At 72.2% G+C, this 16,534-nt stretch carries 16 protein-coding genes; all 16 read right to left on the minus strand.

Annotation, left to right across the window (positions count from 1 at the left end; all coding sequences use genetic code 11):
• Window positions 1–252: 252 nt before the first annotated feature.
• Window positions 253–930 carry a response regulator transcription factor gene (locus OG446_RS17275; protein ID WP_328894889.1) on the minus strand — a complete coding sequence of 226 codons (678 nt, stop codon included), beginning with the start codon at window positions 928–930 and terminating at the stop codon, window positions 253–255.
• Complete coding sequence (locus OG446_RS17280) at window positions 927–2,240, minus strand: sensor histidine kinase (protein ID WP_328894890.1); 1,314 nt, start codon at window positions 2,238–2,240, stop codon at window positions 927–929. The genes OG446_RS17275 and OG446_RS17280 overlap by 4 nt, the downstream gene beginning before the upstream one ends.
• A 109-nt stretch (window positions 2,241–2,349) precedes the next feature.
• Window positions 2,350–3,225, minus strand: coding sequence for an alpha/beta hydrolase family protein (locus OG446_RS17285; RefSeq protein WP_328894891.1), 876 nt, complete (start codon window positions 3,223–3,225; stop codon window positions 2,350–2,352).
• 99 nt (window positions 3,226–3,324) lie between these two features.
• Entirely contained in the window at window positions 3,325–3,909 is a 585-nt protein-coding gene (locus OG446_RS17290) for an SUKH-4 family immunity protein (RefSeq protein WP_328894892.1), read from the minus strand.
• A complete protein-coding gene (locus tag OG446_RS17295; protein ID WP_328894893.1) occupies window positions 3,804–4,964 on the minus strand; it encodes an RNA-guided endonuclease InsQ/TnpB family protein in 1,161 nt (386 codons plus the stop codon). The genes OG446_RS17290 and OG446_RS17295 overlap by 106 nt, the downstream gene beginning before the upstream one ends.
• Window positions 4,961–5,461 (minus strand): hypothetical protein, encoded by a 501-nt coding sequence (locus OG446_RS17300; protein ID WP_328894894.1) that lies wholly within the window; start codon window positions 5,459–5,461, stop codon window positions 4,961–4,963. Before OG446_RS17300 ends, OG446_RS17295 begins: the two co-directional genes overlap by 4 nt.
• Window positions 5,462–5,576: 115 nt before the next feature.
• Window positions 5,577–6,782 carry a kynureninase gene (gene kynU, locus OG446_RS17305; RefSeq protein ID WP_328894895.1) on the minus strand — a complete coding sequence of 402 codons (1,206 nt, stop codon included), beginning with the start codon at window positions 6,780–6,782 and terminating at the stop codon, window positions 5,577–5,579.
• Window positions 6,775–7,623: a tryptophan 2,3-dioxygenase family protein gene (locus tag OG446_RS17310; RefSeq protein ID WP_328894896.1), complete on the minus strand. Its 849-nt coding sequence runs from the start codon at window positions 7,621–7,623 to the stop codon at window positions 6,775–6,777. The genes kynU and OG446_RS17310 overlap by 8 nt, the downstream gene beginning before the upstream one ends.
• A gap of 200 nt (window positions 7,624–7,823) precedes the next feature.
• Entirely contained in the window at window positions 7,824–8,237 is a 414-nt protein-coding gene (locus OG446_RS17315; protein WP_328894897.1) for a DUF3151 domain-containing protein, read from the minus strand.
• Window positions 8,238–8,302: 65 nt separating this feature from the next.
• Window positions 8,303–9,808: an MFS transporter gene (locus OG446_RS17320; RefSeq protein ID WP_328894898.1), complete on the minus strand. Its 1,506-nt coding sequence runs from the start codon at window positions 9,806–9,808 to the stop codon at window positions 8,303–8,305.
• A gap of 94 nt (window positions 9,809–9,902) precedes the next feature.
• The gene (locus tag OG446_RS17325; protein ID WP_328894899.1) at window positions 9,903–11,069 is read right to left on the minus strand and encodes a MalY/PatB family protein; all 1,167 of its coding nucleotides are present in this window, start codon (window positions 11,067–11,069) and stop codon (window positions 9,903–9,905) included.
• Between the two features lie 93 nt (window positions 11,070–11,162).
• Complete coding sequence (fbaA, locus tag OG446_RS17330) at window positions 11,163–12,185, minus strand: class II fructose-bisphosphate aldolase (RefSeq protein WP_328894900.1); 1,023 nt, start codon at window positions 12,183–12,185, stop codon at window positions 11,163–11,165.
• Between the two features lie 201 nt (window positions 12,186–12,386).
• Window positions 12,387–12,926: an orotate phosphoribosyltransferase gene (gene pyrE, locus OG446_RS17335; protein WP_148019897.1), complete on the minus strand. Its 540-nt coding sequence runs from the start codon at window positions 12,924–12,926 to the stop codon at window positions 12,387–12,389.
• A gap of 51 nt (window positions 12,927–12,977) precedes the next feature.
• Window positions 12,978–13,772 carry an aldose epimerase family protein gene (locus OG446_RS17340; RefSeq protein WP_328894901.1) on the minus strand — a complete coding sequence of 265 codons (795 nt, stop codon included), beginning with the start codon at window positions 13,770–13,772 and terminating at the stop codon, window positions 12,978–12,980.
• 21 nt (window positions 13,773–13,793) lie between these two features.
• Window positions 13,794–14,837: an SRPBCC domain-containing protein gene (locus tag OG446_RS17345; protein WP_328894902.1), complete on the minus strand. Its 1,044-nt coding sequence runs from the start codon at window positions 14,835–14,837 to the stop codon at window positions 13,794–13,796.
• An 83-nt stretch (window positions 14,838–14,920) separates the two neighbouring features.
• Entirely contained in the window at window positions 14,921–16,519 is a 1,599-nt protein-coding gene (locus OG446_RS17350; RefSeq protein WP_328894903.1) for a polyamine aminopropyltransferase, read from the minus strand.
• Between the last annotated feature and the right edge of the window lie 15 nt (window positions 16,520–16,534).

The following is a 16,534-nucleotide window of genomic DNA, read 5'->3' on the forward strand; positions in this document are numbered from 1 at the left end:
CGACGCTAACCGGCCACCCACTCCCGGGCCAGCCCTGCCCCGGGGGCCGCGGACCGACAACAGGCCCCGCCCCGCAGACCGGCACCCATCCCGGACCAGACTCGCCCCGGGGGCCGCCGCCCAGCCCGCCCCGGGCCAGACCCGCCCCACGGACCGCCACCCGGCCCCGCCCCGCAGGCCGCACCCGGCCCCACCGCGGACCAGCCCCCGCCCCCGCCCCGGACCAGACCCGCCCCGGGGGCCGCCGCCCGCCTACGACGGCGTGACCAGCCGGGCCTCGTAGGCGAATACGGCTGCCTGGGTGCGGTCGCGCAGGCCCAGCTTCACCAGGATGCGGCTCACATGGGTCTTGATCGTGGACTCGGCGACCACCAGATGCGAGGCGATCTCCGCATTCGACAGGCCCTGGGCGATCAGGACGAGCACTTCCGTCTCGCGCTCCGTGAGGTCCCCCATCTGGGCGAGCGCCGGCGGCCTCGGGGCCGCCGCGAGCTTGGAGAACTCGGTGATGAGGCGTCGGGTGACCGTGGGGGCGAGAAGCGCCTCGCCCGACGCCACCACACGTACTCCCTCCGCGAGCTGGCGGGCCGAGGCGTCCTTGAGGAGGAATCCGGACGCACCGGCACGCAGCGCCTGGTAGACGTACTCGTCGAGGTCGAACGTGGTGAGCACCAGCACCTTCGCGTCCGCGTCGGCGGCGACGATCTCGCGGGTCGCCTCGATGCCGTTGAGCTCCGGCATCCGGATGTCCATCAGCACCACGTCGGGACGGAGCGCCGCGACCTGGGTGACGGCCTCCCGCCCGTTGACGGCCTCGCCGACGACCTCGATGCCCGGCATCGCGTTCAGCAGCACCGAGAAGCCCTCGCGGACCATCATCTGGTCGTCGACGATCAGCACCCGGATCGGCGTACCGGCGGCGGCCGTCATGTCTGCTCCCCAGCGGCTTCCGCGGGCGCGTCGGACGGGGCGGACTGCACGGGAATGAAGGCGGTGACCTCGTAACCGCCTTCCGCGGTCGTCTCCGCCGTCATCTCACCGTTCAGCATCGCCACCCGCTCCCGCATGCCCGTGATCCCGTGCCCGGCACCGGGCGAGGGCTTCGCCGGGGCGGTCGGCGGACCGTTGACGACGCGCAGCCCCAGACCGCCCAGCACATAGCCGATCTCGACCTTGGCGGTGGCGCCCGGCGCATGCCGCAGGCTGTTGCTGAGAGCTTCCTGGATGATCCGGTACGCCGACAGCTCGACGCCCTGCGGCAGCTCGCGCACCGCACCGGTCACGGTCTTCTCCGTCGGCAGTCCGGCCTCGCCGACATTGGCGAGGAGCCCGTCCAGTTCGGCCAGGGTGGGCTGCGGGGCGTCCGGCGCCTCGTAGTCCTCGGCCCGCACGACGCCGAGCACCCGGCGCAGTTCGGTGAGGGCCGCGACGGCGTTCTCCCGGATCGTGAGGAAGGCCTGCTCCAGCTCGGGCGGCGGGTTCTCCACCCGGTAAGGGGCGGCCTCGGCCTGGATCGCGACGACCGACATGTGGTGGGCGACCACGTCGTGCAGTTCACGGGCGATGGTGGTGCGCTCCTCCAGCAGCGTGCGCCGGTCGCGCTCGACGGCGGTGACGGTGCGCTGCACGGTGACCTCGCGCTCCGCCTCCCGGCGGATCTGCACCACGCTCACCAGCAGCAGCGCGAACGCGGAGACCACCGCCATGGCCGCGGTGGACGGCGCGGAGGCCCAGCCGCCGACGTTCTCCAGGAGCGTGCCGAACAGCACGGTCAGGCCCCACATCCAGGCCGCGGTGCGCGGCCTGGTCCGCGCCGCGACGACGGACAGCACCATCAGATGGGCGAAGAAGGTGCTCGGCCCCCACGGCCCGTCATCGCCACCGACGATCATGCTCAGCGGAATGAGCGCCATCGACATCCAGAACGCCCCGACCGGCCTGACCAGCGTCATCGCGACACAGACGGCGGGCAGCAGCCCCGAGACGAGGACACCGGCGTTGCCGGTGATGGAGAACCCCATCATGAAGGCGAACAGGGCGGCCGCCAGGACCACCGCGTGTGGAGTCCACTCGGCACGCGCCCGCAGCCGCTCCGACAGCCTCCGGGTCAGTACCCCGTCGGTCCGCATAGGCCCCAGCGGGCGGTAGGCGAACGCGTCGTGGATGAGGTCCTGGCGCAGGCCGCCTATCGCCCCTGCGGCCACCCGGAGCTCCGGGCTTCTGGTCTTGGTCTCGGTCACGCTTCCACGGTAGGGGGCACGGCGCCCCCGGTCGTCAGCAGTGATACGGATCCTGAGCCGTCCGTCGCAAGGACTACGCGGGTCCGTCCCCTGCGCCGCGGCGCACGCCCTACCAGGCCAGCTGGGCGATCTCCTCGGCGACCACCGCGCACGCGTCGGCCGCCGGGTCGATCAGCGGGAAGTGCCCGACGTCCGGCAGCAGCGTCAGCCCCACCATCTCGCCCTCCTTCGCCGCCGCGTCGACGAAGGCCTCCGAGACGGCCGGCGGCACGGTGAGGTCGGTGGTGCCCTGCACCACCGCCGTGGCGATGCCGGTGGGCAGCAGCAGGGCCGGGTCGGCGTGCGCGGCGCGCTCGGTGAAGTCCTCCGCGCGCCCCAGGAACTGCCCCACCGCGCCGGAGCACACATCCAGCCCGACGGCCGAGGCGAAGTCCGCGATCGGGGCGAGCGCGACCACTCCGCGCAGCGCCGGCGCACGCGGCAGCCGCCACGGCGAGCCCTCCGGCAGAACATGCCGGGCAGCCGCCCACAGGGCCAGCTGCCCGCCCGCGGAGTGCCCCGTGACGACGATCCGCCGGGCGTCCGCCGACGGCATGTGGAGCGCCAGGAGCTCCGGCAGCGCATCCATCGCCGCCGCGACGTCGTCGAAGGTCTCCGGCCAGCGCCCGGCGACGGGGCCCGATCCGCGCTGCTGCGGGAGCTCGCTGCCGCGCCGGTACTCGACACTGGCGACGGCGAACCCGCGCCGGGCCAGGAAGTCCGCGAACGGCGACAGGTGGAGCCGGTCGTACGGTGCCCGCCAGGCCCCGCCGTGCAGGACGACCACGAGGGGGGCGCCGGCCCGCCCGTCGCGCGGGGCGTAGAAGTCGATCACCTGGTCCGGGTGGCTGCCGTAGGCGGCGGAGACATCGGGGGCGACCTCCGGATGCGAGAACGCCGACTCGGTCTCGGCTGCGTCCTGATCACGCGCGGCAGAATCCGACATGCTGCTCCAACCGTCCCTGTGCCATGGTCAACTGGCTTGACCTGCGGGGACGGTATCAGTACGGAGGCGTCCCGCTCCCCGGCGGCGGGTGATCCCGCGTCAGGGGCGGCCGAGCCGGGAGTAGTAGTCGCCGTACAGCCCGTCCCGGAGATCACCGAAGAAGTAGACCCAGGGACTCTCCCTGGACTCCTCCGCGGAGAAGACCACCGGGTCGACGCGTTCGAACTCGTCCTGTATCCCGTCGGCGAACCGGGCCAGCTCGGCGTACCGCGCGCTCTGGTCGCCGCCGGCCCACTCGCGGTCCACCTTCAGCACCCGCCGGCGCAGCAGTTCCAGCAGGTGCCGGAGCGAGGAGAGGTCGGTGTGCACCGGGCGCAGGTCCCCCTCGAAGAGCTCCAACTCGTCGGGGAGGGCGTACACCGTGCCGTCGTCGAGGCCGAGGAAGAAGTACCAGCCGTCAACTGACTCGGCTCTGAAGGGACCGAGCTTGGAGGCTGAGTCCTTGTCAGGGCGTTGCTTATGCTCCCGACTACCCTCTACGGCAGGGCGGTCACGGGGCACATTCACCGGTCGCCGCGTTATGCGGGGGCCGGGTCGGGCATGTTGACGAATACCCACGCCGAGCGTGCGCGGTCGCGCACGTTGACCCCGGCGACGTGGTCGGCGGGCCCAGCGAGGCCGCACCGCCGACAGGAGAAATGGTCACGAGTGGGCCGGTTGGCCCGTTCGGTGTTCCCGCAGCGCGGGCAGCGCTGCGAGGTGTAGGCCGGATCCACCTCCAGGTAGGGCACCCCGGCGCGGCGCGCCTTGTATGCGATGAAGGTGCCGAGTTGGTGGAAGGGCCAGGAGGACAGTCGTGCTCGTTGGTCGCGTCGAACCGTGACCCGCTCGCGGATGCCCCTCAGTTCTTCCAGAGCAATGCCGCGTTCGGTGCGTAGGGCGACAGCAACGACTGTCTTGGCGATCTTGTGGTTGATGTGCGTGGCGTGCCGGGCCTCCCGGCGCGCCCGCTTCTTCAGCAGCTGCTTGGAGGACCGTGTCCCTTTGGCCTGGATCTCGGCCTTCTTGCGTGCCTGCCACCTGCGGTATCGGCCAAGGCGGCGCCCGGAGTGGTTGTCGCCGTCGCTGGTGGTGGCGAGGTTGACGATACCGCGGTCCACTCCGATCCAGCCCTTGGGCTCGAACACCTCCGGCTCGGGGATGTCGATGGTGGCGACCAAGAACAGCTTTCCGTCCCGCTGGACCAGGTCGGACTCACCCTGGCGGTGCTCGGCGAGCTGCTTGAGCGCCCCGGCCGAACAGGCGAAGCGGATGTTCTTGATCCGGCCCGCGAGCGTCCAGATCGACACCGTCCGCGCGTCGTAGTTCCACGACAGACACCGGTCGTCGTACGTGTGCGCCGCATCCGGCCGGAACACGATCGGCTTGGACTGCGCCCTCACGCGCCGCTTCGAGCCCGCAGCGCCGAGGTTTCCGGCCTTGATGCCGGCCCGCAGCGCCTGGTAGGCGTCCGCGACCCGCTTGATCACATGCTGCGCAGCCTGGGCACCGAACCCCCGGCCCTTCAACTCGCCGTAGCACAGCCCCCGCAGCTCACGGACCGATCCCTTCAACCCGAAATGCCGGTAGGAGACCTCCGACACCCAACAGGCCGCCTCGTTCGCCGCGCGCAGGGTCGACTCGACAGCCGACGCCTGCACGGCATCCGGCACGAGCTTGACCTGCACCACGAGCTTCATACCGATGACCGTACAAACCCCACCGGACATGTGGGCGACTTCCGTAAACCAGTCCCACCTTCCAGCGAACCAGCGACCAACCGTTCGACCCCGGCGTTCTCCGGCTCCGCCGGACACCCCCTTCCGGGCGCTCCGCGCCCGGAAGACGCCGCGACGCTCCGCGTCGCAACCACAGGATGCGATTCCTCCCGGCGTGAACGCCCGGGATCCCTCGCAAGATCACGCTGAACGGCGCCGAAGAGCAGAATGGCGCCGAACTCCTCCTCGATGATCACCACCTCGTCGCCGAGGTCCACGACGGGGCCGCCGCCCTCGACCGCGCAGCCGTCGGCGGTCAGGGCCGGGGCCATCCAGAAGGGGCGCTGCGGAAAGCCGGTATCGCACAGTGCCCGGAGATCCTCCGGCCGGTGCACCACATCCGCGAGGACCTCCCGTGAGGCCCGTACCCAGCGGGCGCGGTCGCCGTCCTCGCCGTCACCGTCGATATCGAAGAGCACCTGGCGCAACTCCCTGCCCGTCGGCTGTCCTTGCACCCCATTGTGGTGCGCGCACGACAGCTCCCGGGCCCGTCCGGCGACCGGGGCGAGCCGGTCGCCGGACTGACCCGGCAGCCTACGCCGCCGGAGCGGCGGAACCGGTCAACACGTCCGCGAGCACCCGCGCCGCACGTTCCGCGTCGGCGAACCCCACGTACAGCGGGGTGAAGCCGAACCGCAGCACGTCCGGCCGCCGCAGGTCCCCGACGACTCCGCGTGCGATGAGCGCGGCCATCACGGATTCGGCGTCCTCGCACCGCAGCGCGACCTGGCTGCCGCGTTCCGCGTGCGCGGCCGGGGTGACGGAGGTGACCCGGCCCTCGGGGGCGTACGCGGCGACGCACTCCAGGAAGAAGTCCGTCAGCGCCAGCGACTTGGCCCGTACCGCGTCGATCCCGACGCCGTCCCAGACGTCGAGAGACGCCTCCAGGGCCAGCATGGACAGGATGTCGGGGGTCCCGACCCGGCCCCGGACGGCACCGTCCGCGGGTGCGTACCCGGGCGTCATCGCGAACGGGTCGGCGTGCGACGTCCATCCCGGCAGGGGCGAGTCGAAGGCCGCCTGGTGGCGCTCGGCGACGTACAGGTACGCGGGCGAACCGGGTCCGCCGTTGAGGTACTTGTACGTGCAGCCGACCGCCAGGTCCACCCCGTGGGCGTCCAGCCCGACGGGCAGCGCGCCCGCGCTGTGGCACAGGTCCCAGACGGCGACCGCGCCCGCGGCGTGCACCGCGGCGGTGAGGCCGGGCAGGTCGTGGAGCCGGCCGGAGCGGTAGTCGACGTGGTTGAGCAGCACGGCCGCGGTACGCGGGCCGAGCGCGCCCGGTACGTCGGCGGGAGCGACCGGCACGATCCGGTGGCCGGTCATCCGGGCCGCCGACGTGGCGATGTACCCGTCGGTGGGGAACGTGGAGGCGTCGACCAGGATCTCGTCGCGGCCCTCGGGGGCCAGCCGGGTCGCGGCGACGACGGCCTTGAAGACGTTCACGCTCGTCGAGTCGCCGACGACGATCCGGCCTGCCGCCGCACCCACGATCGGGGCGATGCGGTCACCGATCCGCTCCGGCGCGGTCCACCAGCCGCTCTCGTCCCAGGACCGGATGCGCAGCTCGCCCCACTCACGGGTGAGGACCTCCTGCAGCCGGGAGGGCACATGGCGGGGCAGCGCGCCGAGCGAGTTGCCGTCCAGGTAGACGGTGTCGTCGAGGGTGAAGAGCTTGCGCAGCGGTGCCAGTCCGTCCGCGGTGTCGAGCGCCTGTGCGCGCTCCTGGAGATCAGACATGGCTGCGGGCCGTCCAGAGCTCGGGGAACACGTTCTTCGTGGCACGCTTCTCCAGCCAGGCGACGCCGGCGGAGCCACCGGTCCCGGTCTTGGAGCCCATGGCCCGCCGGGTGGCGACGAGGTGGTCGTTGCGCCATCGCCACACGAGCTCGCCCACGTCGGTGAGAGCCTCGCCGAGCCGGACCAGTTCGTCGTTCTGGTCGGGGTTGGCGTAGATCTCCGCCCACACGGCCTCGACCTCGCCCGACGGCTCGTACTTCAGGGCGAGGTCGCGGCCCAGCACCTCCTGCGGCACGGCGTAGCCGCGCCGGGCGAGCAGCGCGAGCGCCTCGTCGTACAGACCGGGTTCGCCGAGGGCCTTCTCCAGCTCCGCGTGGACGCGGGGCGCGCCCCGGTGCGGCACGAGCATGGACGCGGACTTGTCGCCGAGCAGGAACTCCATCCGCCGGTACATGGCCGACTGGAAACCGGAGCCCTCGCCGAGCGAGGACCGGTAGGAGTTGAACTGGGCGGGGGTGAGCTGGGCGAGCGGGGTCCAGGAGGCGTTCAGCGCCTCCAGCTCGCGCAGGGAGCGCTTCAGCGCGTCCTGCGCGACGTCCAGCCGGTCCTCGCGCATCGCGTGCGCGGCGGTCTCCCACTCATGGACGATGACGGTGAACCACAGTTCCATGACCTGGGTGGTGACCAGGAAGACCATCTCGCCGGGGTCGTCCGAGCGGAGGTGCTGGAGGTGGGTCAGGACATCCGCCTGGACGTAGTCCTCGTACGGAGTCGTTCCCGCGAAGTCGAGGTGCGGGGTCTGCGCACCGGTGGCTTCGGGGTCGGGGGGAATCGTCGACATTGCTGTCTCCTCGACACGAGCTTCCGGGTAGCGGTCCGCCCCCACCGTGAGGTGGTGGAGCTCCGGTCCCCTGCTCGCATCCTAAGCGGAGATCCGCAGGCCGCGACAGCCGCACGGGCCCCGCGGACGACGATCGTCCACGGGGCCCGCAGGTGGGAGCGCCGGCTCCAGCGAGCCCGGCATGATCCCAACGAGAGGCCCTAGCCGAGCGTCTCGGCGGCGGTCGGCGAGGAGTCCCGGAGGAACGTCGAGCAGCGCTCGTACTCGTCCTGCTCACCGATCGACTGCGCGGCGCGCGCGAGGCCGTGCAGGGCGCGCAGGAAGCCGCGGTTCGGCTCGTGCTCGAACGGTACGGGGCCGTGGCCCTTCCAGCCGGCGCGGCGCAGGGCGTCCAGGCCGCGGTGGTAGCCGGTGCGGGCGTAGGCGTACGACTCGATGACCCGGCCGCCCTCGAACGCCTCGTCGGCGAGCTGTGCCCAGGCCAGCGAGGAGGTCGGGTACTTCGCCGCGACATCGGCGGGCGCGGTGCCGGCGGCGAGCAGTTCGCGCGGCTCCGGGTCGTCGGGCAGATGGGTCGGGGCAGGGCCCCCGAGCAGGTTCTCGTGGATCGACATGGGTTCAAGTGTGCCTGCCACCGGCGCCAACCGGGGCACCCGGTGCGCACAAGGCCGCGAAACGTCTAGGACCTGTCCGGGGCGGGCTCCAGCGGAGGGCTCGTGACGCCGCAGTGCATCGTGCACTCCGGCTGCGCGGTGTCCTGCACGGCGGCCGGCGGCGTACGCACGGTCGCCCATGCGATGACGGCGCCGAGGACCAGCAGCCCGGCGCACATCGGCATGGCCCGCCGGAAGGTCGCGGCGAACTCCCCGGCGTCCCGGTAGGCCTCGGGGCCCATCCCGGCGAGCAGCGGCAGGGCGGCGACCGCGATCAGTCCGGCTGCCCGGGCTGCGGCGTTGTTGATGCCGCTGGCGAGGCCTGCCCGGCCGGTGTCCACGGAGGCCAGGACGGTCGCGGTGAGGGGCGCCACGAGGGCCACCAGCCCGACGCCGAGAACGGCGACGGCGGGGAGGACGTCGGCCAGGTATCCGGTCACGGAGGCGGAACCCGGCCCCACGCGCAGCATCAGCAGCATTCCGCCGGCGGCGATCAGTGGACCGGCGGTGAGGGGGATGCGGGGGCCGATGCGCCGGCTCAGTTCGCCGGACCGGGCCGAGAACAGCAGCATCAGGACGGTGGTCGGCAGCAGGGCGGTACCCGCGCCGAGCGCCGAGTAGCCCGCTACGACCTGGAGCTGGATGGCGGAAAGGAAGAAGAAGCCGCCGAGGGCCGCGTACACGCAGAGGGTGACGATGTTGACGGCGGTGAACTGCCGGGACGCGAACACCGACGGCGGGAGCATGGGATCCGGCCGCCGCCGCTCGACCTGGACGAACAGGGCGCCGAGCAGCACCCCGACCACCGCCGCGCCGATCACGGCCGGAGAGGCCCCCTGTCCCGGCGCCTCGATCAGCGCATACGTCACCAGCGCGAGCGCGAGGGCGGCGAGGGCGGCCCCCAGGACGTCGAAGCGGCCGTGCTCGTAGGGATCCCGGGACTCCGGTACGTGGCGCAGGGCGACGGGCACGCAGACAGCGGCCAGCGGCAGGTTGAGCAGGAACACCCACCGCCAGCCCGGACCGTCGACGAGCCATCCTCCGACGAACGGCCCGACGGCGGCGCCGACCCCGCCGAGCCCCGACCACAACCCGACCGCACGGGCCCGGTCGTCCGGGTGGAAGCTCGCCTGGATCAGGGCCAGCGACCCCGGGGTGAGCAGGGCGCCGCCGACCCCCTGGAGGGCGCGGGCGGCGATGAGCACCTCCGCGCTCGGCGCGAGCCCGCAGAGCAGCGAGGCGGCGGCGAACCACACCACGCCGACGACGAAGACCCGCCGCCGCCCGTACCGGTCACCGAGCGCTCCCCCGAGGAGGATCAGCCCGGCCAGCGTCAGCATGTAGGCGTTGACGGTCCACTGGAGCGCGGCCAGTCCGGTGCCGAGGTCCTCGCCGATACGGGGCAGGGCGACGTTGATGACGGTGGAGTCGAGCATGGCCATGCTCGACCCGAGCACGGTGGTGAGGACGACCCAGCGCCCGGCGGTGGAGGCGACACGGATGCCGCCGGGACCTGCTGAGCTCTCCGCCATGGCCCCAGCATCGCGCAATCGAGCCTCTCCGGCGATTGAGAAGCAGGGGTCCGGGGGCAGCTCCCCCGAAACGCACCCCACCCCCGCCCGGTCGTTACGCGGCCTCCCGCACCGCCTCCACCCCCCGGATCAGCGCCTCCACCCCCGCCACCACCTTGCTCCGCGCGCACCCCACGTTCAGCCGTACGAAGCCCTCCGCCCCGTACACGCCCCCCGGCATCACAGCGACGCGCTCCCGTTCGACCAGCACGCGCTGGAGCGCCTCGTCGTCCTTCACGCCCGCCCGGCGCAGATCGATCCAGGCCAGGTAGCCGGCCTGCGGCGGCTCCCACCCCAGACCGGGGAACGCCGCGTTCAGCCGTTCGGCGACCAGCGCCAGGTTTCCGGCGACATACGCGCGTACGGCGTCCAGCCACGCCGCGCCGTCCCGGTACGCGGCGATGTGCGCGGTCAGCGAGAGCACCGCCGGTGAGGCGAGGCCCTCCGCGGTCTCCATCCGGCGCAGGAACTCCGTCCGGTCCTCCGTACGGCCGACGATCCCGTACGAACCGGTCAGCGCCGGAAAGTTGAACGCCTTCGAGGCCGAGGTGATGAGCGCCCAGCGCCCGTCGCCCCCCACGCGCGTCCACGGCACGTGGACACGCCCCTCGTGCACGAAGTCGGCGTGGATCTCGTCGCTGATCACCGCGACCCCGTGCCGCGCCGCGAGGGAGGCCATCTCCATGAGCTCCGCCTCCGTCCACACCCGCCCCGACGGGTTGTGCGGCGAACAGACCACGAGGACCTTACTGTCCTGACGCGCGAGCTCCCGCTCCAGTGCCTCCGTGTCCCCGAGACCCACACCGCGCAGCTCGCGGCCGAGCCCGGTGACCGCCTTGCGGAAACCGTCGTACGTCGGCGTGTGGACGACCACGCCGTCGCCCTCGGCCGTCCACATCTGGAGCAGTTGCGACAACTGGCTGAGCACGGAAGGCCCGTACACCAGACGCCCGGTGTCGATCACGGTGTCGTAGCGGGTCGCGAACCAGTGGGCCACCGCCGGGCGGAAGTCGCCCAGCCGCCAGTCGGTGTAGCCGAACACACCGTGGTCGAGCCGGGCCCGCAGGGCGGTCAGTACCTCGGGGGCCGTCTCGAAGTCCATGTCCGAGATCGTGAACGGCAGCAGTCCGTCCACCCCGAACCGGTCCGCGACCCCGTCCCACTGCACACTCCAGGTGCCACGGCGGTCGATGACGGTGTCGAAGTCGTAGGACGTGCTCACAGCTGCTCCCTCACATCATTCCTGCCGGGTACGGACATGCCATGGGCCCGGCACCCCAAGGGGTACCGGGCCCAGGCGGACATCCGTACGGAGTTACTTCAGCTTGGTGCCGGTGGACCGCAGGTTGGCGCAGGCCTCCGTGACGCGCTTGGCCATGCCCGCCTCGGCGGACTTGCCCCAGGTGCGCGGGTCGTAGACCTTCTTGTTGCCGACCTCGCCGTCGACCTTCAGCACACCGTCGTAGTTACGGAACATGTGGTCCGCGACCGGGCGGGTGAAGGCGTACTGGGTGTCGGTGTCGAGGTTCATCTTCACGACGCCGTTCTCCAGCGCGGTGGCGATCTCCTCGGCGGTGGAGCCGGAGCCGCCGTGGAAGACGAAGTCGAACGGGGACGTCTTGCCGTACTTGGCGCCGACGCCCTCCTGGAGGTCCTTGAGGAGCTCGGGACGCAGGACGACGTTGCCCGGCTTGTAGACGCCGTGCACGTTGCCGAAGGACGCGGCCAGCAGGTAGCGGCCCTTCTCGCCCAGACCGAGCGCCTCGGCGGTACGCAGCGCGTCGTCGACGGTCGTGTAGAGCTCGTCGTTGATCTCGTGCGTGACGCCGTCCTCCTCGCCACCGGTCGGGGTGATCTCGACCTCAAGGATGATCTTGGCGGCGGCGGCCTTGGCCAGCAGCTCCTGGCCGATGGACAGGTTGTCGGCCAGCGTCTCGGCCGAGCCGTCCCACATGTGGGACTGGAACAGCGGGTTCAGACCCTTGGCGACGCGCTCCGCGGAGATGTCGATCAGCGGACGGACGTACGTGTCCAGCTTGTCCTTGGGGCAGTGGTCGGTGTGCAGCGCGACCGTGATGTCGTACTTGGCGGCGACGATGTGCGCGAACTCGGCGAGGGCGACGGCGCCCGTGACCATGTCCTTGTTGTACTGGCCGCCCAGGAACTCCGCCCCACCGGTGGACATCTGGATGATGCCGTCGCTCTCGGCCTCCGCGAAACCGCGCAGCGCAGCGTGCAGGGTCTGGGTCGAGGTCACATTGATGGCCGGGTAGGCGAACTTGCCTGCCTTCGCCCGGTCGAGCATCTCGGCGTAGACCTCGGGGGTTGCGATGGGCATCTGTCCGCTCCTTGGGATGTGCGGGTGTGCGTTGCTGGTTCCCTGACCTGGGGGCGACGTCATCGTCGCCCCCATCTTCCCAGACTCTCGTCCCGGCTCCACCCCGCGTACTCCCCCAGCGTTCCGGGCGCCCCGCTGCAGACATACGACAAGGGGGGTCGGTTTCACGTGAAACCGACCCCCCTTGAGGGAAAGCGCAGGTCAGGCCAGGTCGAGGTCCGGGACCGAGTAGACGTGGACATACGGGAGCCCTGCCTCGGCGATGGCCGGAGCCGCGCCCCGCTCCACGATCACCGCGACGGCGACGACCTCGCCGCCCGCCTCACGCACCGCCTCGACGGCGGTCAGCGGCGACCCGCCGGTCGTCGAGGTGTCCTCGACGACCAGGCAGCGGCGGCCCTTGACCTCCGTGCCCTCGATCCGGCGCTGCATGCCGTGGGCCTTCTGCGCCTTGCGCACCACGAACGCGTCCAGCTCCTGCCCGCGGGCGGCGGCGGCGTGCAGCATCGAAGTGGCGACCGGGTCGGCGCCCAGCGTCAGCCCGCCCACGCAGTCGTAGTCCAGCTCGGCGGTCGCGTCGAGCATGACCTGACCGACCATCGGAGCAGCCTTGCCGTCCAGCGTGATGCGGCGCAGATCGATGTACCAGTCGGCCTCGAGACCGGAGGAGAGAGTCACCTTGCCGTGAACCACGGCCTTGTCCTTGATCTGCTGCAACAGCTCAGCGCGTACGTCAGTCATGGCTACGAGGATAAGGCCGGCCTGCCCCGCACCCGCTCCGGACCGTCGCGCTCAGAGCGTGCGCCAGCTCCACGTCGTCGCGATCTCCAGGGGTTCGATCGGCGTGACATAGCGGGGAGCGCTGTTCAGGCCGTTCGGCGGCCCCGACTGCGGCTCCACACAGACCGCCTCGTCCTGCTCGTCGTAGACCACGACCCACTCGGTGCGGCTCTTGACCGTGAGCTCCAGCTGCTCCGGCCAGGTGAGGGTCACATCGACACCGTCGGGCATGCCGAAGCAGTCGTCCCACGGTCCGGCCAGGGGAGGGATCCGGCGGCCGGTCGGCAGATGGTTCTCCCCCCGCTCCTCCTGCCACGCGGCGTCGAAGTCGATCCGGACGTCCTCGCCGCCGAGGTTGCGCCGGAACCACGGATGCCAGCCGGCCTGGGCCGGGAAGGAGTCCCCGTACGTCTCGACGCCGAAGGCCAACGTCAGCGAGGACTCGGTCAGTTCGAAGGTCTGCGTCACCCGGCCCGGGTACGGCCAGGGGTCGGTCAGGTCGTAGTAGAACGCGGCGTCCGTCGTGCTCTCCCGCGCCGTGCGCCAGGCCGTGTCACGGCCCGTGCCGTGGATCGCGTGCGGCGGGGCGGTCAGCGGCAGCTGATGCAGCACACCGCCGTTGTGGAACTGCCCGTTCTCGGTGCGTCCGCACCACGGCACCATCGGGAAGCAGCCGTAGCGCTCCCCCTGCCGCAGCAGTTCGGTGCCGCCGATGCGCAGGCTGCTGATACGACAGCCGTTGGCGGGGTTCACGGTCAACTCTGCGTCGCCGACGGACAGCCGGACGTCCTTCTCGCTGCTGCTCACCCCACGACCCTACTGGCGCGGCTACCTCCGGCGCCGCAGCGCCCGGCCCACCACCACCGCGGAGGCGAGGGCGAGCGCGGCCGCGGGGGCCACCCAGCGGAGCGTGGCGCCCGCACCGGTCGAATCGGGTGACGGGACGGGGGCGTACCGGCCGCGCGGCGGTGCGTGGTCGACCTCCTCCGCACTGCGGCCGATCATGGTGCGCCGGGCATGTGCGGCCTCGGCGGGCGGCCCGTCCGGGACGGTGAACTCGATCCCGGCCACCGGGTCCATCGACGACGGCGGCACCGGGGTGTCGAAGACGGAAGCCTGCTCCGGCGGCTGCTCACCGGCCGGCGGCTCGTCCGGAGCCGCGCCGTGCGGGGCCGGTGCGTCACCGGGCCGCGAGGTGTCCGCCTCCTCGGCGGCCTCCTCCAACGCCTGCTCCACGGCTTCGCCGACGGCCTGCTCCTCGGCGGTGACGGCTGCGGCGGCGGGCTCGCCCGCGTCCGCCACCGCGTCGCCCGCACCGGCATCCACGGCATCCCCGGCATCCGCCACCGCGTCGCCCGCCCCGGCATCCCCGGCATCGGCCGCCACACCGGCCGCCCCGGTCTCACCGCCATCCCCCGCATCCCCGTCATCCCCCGCGAGGGACTCCGTCACCAGCTGCTGCGCGAACCGGTCCAGCAGTCGGTGGGCCGCCGACAGCGCCGCCGCCGGGTCCAGATCCAGCAGCCGGCCGTCGCCGCTCACCGTGCCCTCGAAGCCGATCGCCGTCCCGCCGTCGCGGGCGGTGAGGCGGACGGTCAGGGCCAGCTTCGCCGAACCGCTGCCGCGCGCCTCCGCGCCCTCGCCCGCCACGGCCACCCCGTGCTCGGCACCCGCCAGCGGGGTGAGCCGCAGCGCGCCCCGGTACGTGATGGCGTGGCCGCCGGCCCGGACCTTGAGCCGGCCGGACAGCGGGCCCGCGGACGCGTCGGCGTCCTGCTGGAGCCCTGGCACACAGCGCGCGACCCGGGCGGGATCGCCCAGCGTCCGCCGAAGGGCCGGGACCGGAACCGGAACGAACACCTCATGCTCCATGGAAACCGAGCCTACTCAGCCCCGGCCACCACGTCAGCGCTTCCGCATCCCCGAAGACCCCGCCACCGGCCCGTCGCGCACGCTCACCGCTCCTCCCAGTACCGCGGATGCACCAGCGTCGACGGGGCCTGGCCGCGCAGCCGCCCGGCCTCCGCGCGCCGCCCCGCGTCCCGCAGCGCGGGGCCCGTGAGGGACCGCAGCCGCGGGGCCCCGTCGTCCAGACCGAGGGCGGGCTCCGCAGCGGGGCCGGCCAGCACGAACCCCCAGCCGTGCACCTCGGCCGTCCGGCCCGTGGCCCGGTCGGGGCCGACCGCGAATCCGGCGTACCGCCCGCTGATCCGATAGGGGCGGGTGTGCAGTCCCGCCGCCCGCACGGACGCCTCGACCGTCCAGTACGTGCGCGGCCGGCTCACCGCCGGACCCCCGTGCACCACCAGTCGGCCGTCCGGTGCCAGGGCCCGGTCGACCAGTCCGTAGAACTCCGCCGAATAGAGCTTCGTGCTGGCCGAGATCCCCGGGTCGGGCAGGTCCGCGACCACCACGTCGAAGCGGTCGCGCACCGTCCGCAGCCAGCTGAACGCGTCCCCGGTCACGGCCGTCGTCCGCGGATCCCGGAAGGCGTGCGCGTTCAGCTCGGACAGCGCCCGGTCCGTACGGGCCAAGCGGGTGACGGCGGGGTCCAGCTCCACCACGGTCACGCTCCGCACATCCGGGTAGCGCAGCACCTCGCGGGCCGCCAGGCCGTCACCGCCGCCCAGGATCAGCACCCGGGCGTGCGGTCCGTTCATCGCCGGGTGCACCAGCGCCTCGTGGTAGCGGTACTCGTCGCGGGAGCTGACCCGCAGCCGCCCGTCCAGATAGAGGTCGAGGGAGCTCCGGTCCGACCCGGTCAGCACCACTTCCTGGACCTCACTCTGCAGCGCGACCCGCACCTGGTCGCCGTAGACCGCACGCCGCGCCGCCCGCTCGAAGTCGTCGGCCAGCACGGCGGCCGTGGCGAGCACGGCGATCACCAGCACGTTGACGGCGATCAGCAGCCACCGGGAGCGGGAGGTGAGATCCCGCCGGAACACCCACAGGACCAGCGCCCCGCCCACCGCCGCGTTGACCGTCCCGGTGAACAGCGCGCCCGACAGCTGCCCGAGCATCGGCAGCAGCAGGAACGGGAACGCCAGCCCGCCCACCAGCGCGCCCACGTAGTCGGCGGCGAAGAGATCGGCGACCGCACCGCCCGCGTCCTGCCGGTCCACCCGCTGGATCAGCGTCATCAGCAGCGGGATCTCGGCGCCGATCAGAACACCGATCGTCAGCGAGAACCCGACCAGCGCGTACCGCGACTCCCCGATCCAGGCGAACGACGCGTAGAGCACCAGTGCGGAGGAGCCGCCGACCAGGGCGAGCGCCGCCTCGATCAGCCCGAAGCCGACCGCCGCACGGCTGCGCAGCCGTTTCGCGAGCAGCGAGCCGATGCCCATGGCGAACACCATCACGGACAGCACGACGGACGCCTGGGTGACGGAGTCACCGATCAGATAGGAGGCGAGTGCGACCAGTTCGAGCTCGTACACCAGCCCGCAGGCGGCGCAGATGAAGACAGTGGCCAGCACGAGGTACCTGCCGGTCCTCGGTCGCACGGGAATCCGCGCCGCGCCCCCTCGCAGCGGCACCTGCTGGTCGATCATGCCGCGAACGCTACG

Origin of the sequence: Streptomyces sp. NBC_00236 (assembly GCF_036195045.1) — a bacterium.
Taxonomy (GTDB): Bacteria; Actinomycetota; Actinomycetes; order Streptomycetales; family Streptomycetaceae; genus Streptomyces.

Coding starts and splice junctions, on each gene's coding strand:
- OG446_RS17345 (WP_328894902.1), bottom strand. CDS start 14,837: ATGGAGCATGAGGTGTTCGTTCCGGTTCCGGTCCCGGCCCTTCGGCGG.
- OG446_RS17275 (WP_328894889.1), bottom strand. CDS start 930: ATGACGGCCGCCGCCGGTACGCCGATCCGGGTGCTGATCGTCGACGAC.
- kynU (WP_328894895.1), bottom strand. CDS start 6,782: ATGTCTGATCTCCAGGAGCGCGCACAGGCGCTCGACACCGCGGACGGA.
- OG446_RS17315 (WP_328894897.1), bottom strand. CDS start 8,237: ATGTCGATCCACGAGAACCTGCTCGGGGGCCCTGCCCCGACCCATCTG.
- fbaA (WP_328894900.1), bottom strand. CDS start 12,185: ATGCCCATCGCAACCCCCGAGGTCTACGCCGAGATGCTCGACCGGGCG.
- OG446_RS17350 (WP_328894903.1), bottom strand. CDS start 16,519: ATGATCGACCAGCAGGTGCCGCTGCGAGGGGGCGCGGCGCGGATTCCC.
- OG446_RS17285 (WP_328894891.1), bottom strand. CDS start 3,225: ATGTCGGATTCTGCCGCGCGTGATCAGGACGCAGCCGAGACCGAGTCG.
- OG446_RS17320 (WP_328894898.1), bottom strand. CDS start 9,808: ATGGCGGAGAGCTCAGCAGGTCCCGGCGGCATCCGTGTCGCCTCCACC.
- pyrE (WP_148019897.1), bottom strand. CDS start 12,926: ATGACTGACGTACGCGCTGAGCTGTTGCAGCAGATCAAGGACAAGGCC.
- OG446_RS17310 (WP_328894896.1), bottom strand. CDS start 7,623: ATGTCGACGATTCCCCCCGACCCCGAAGCCACCGGTGCGCAGACCCCG.
- OG446_RS17295 (WP_328894893.1), bottom strand. CDS start 4,964: ATGAAGCTCGTGGTGCAGGTCAAGCTCGTGCCGGATGCCGTGCAGGCG.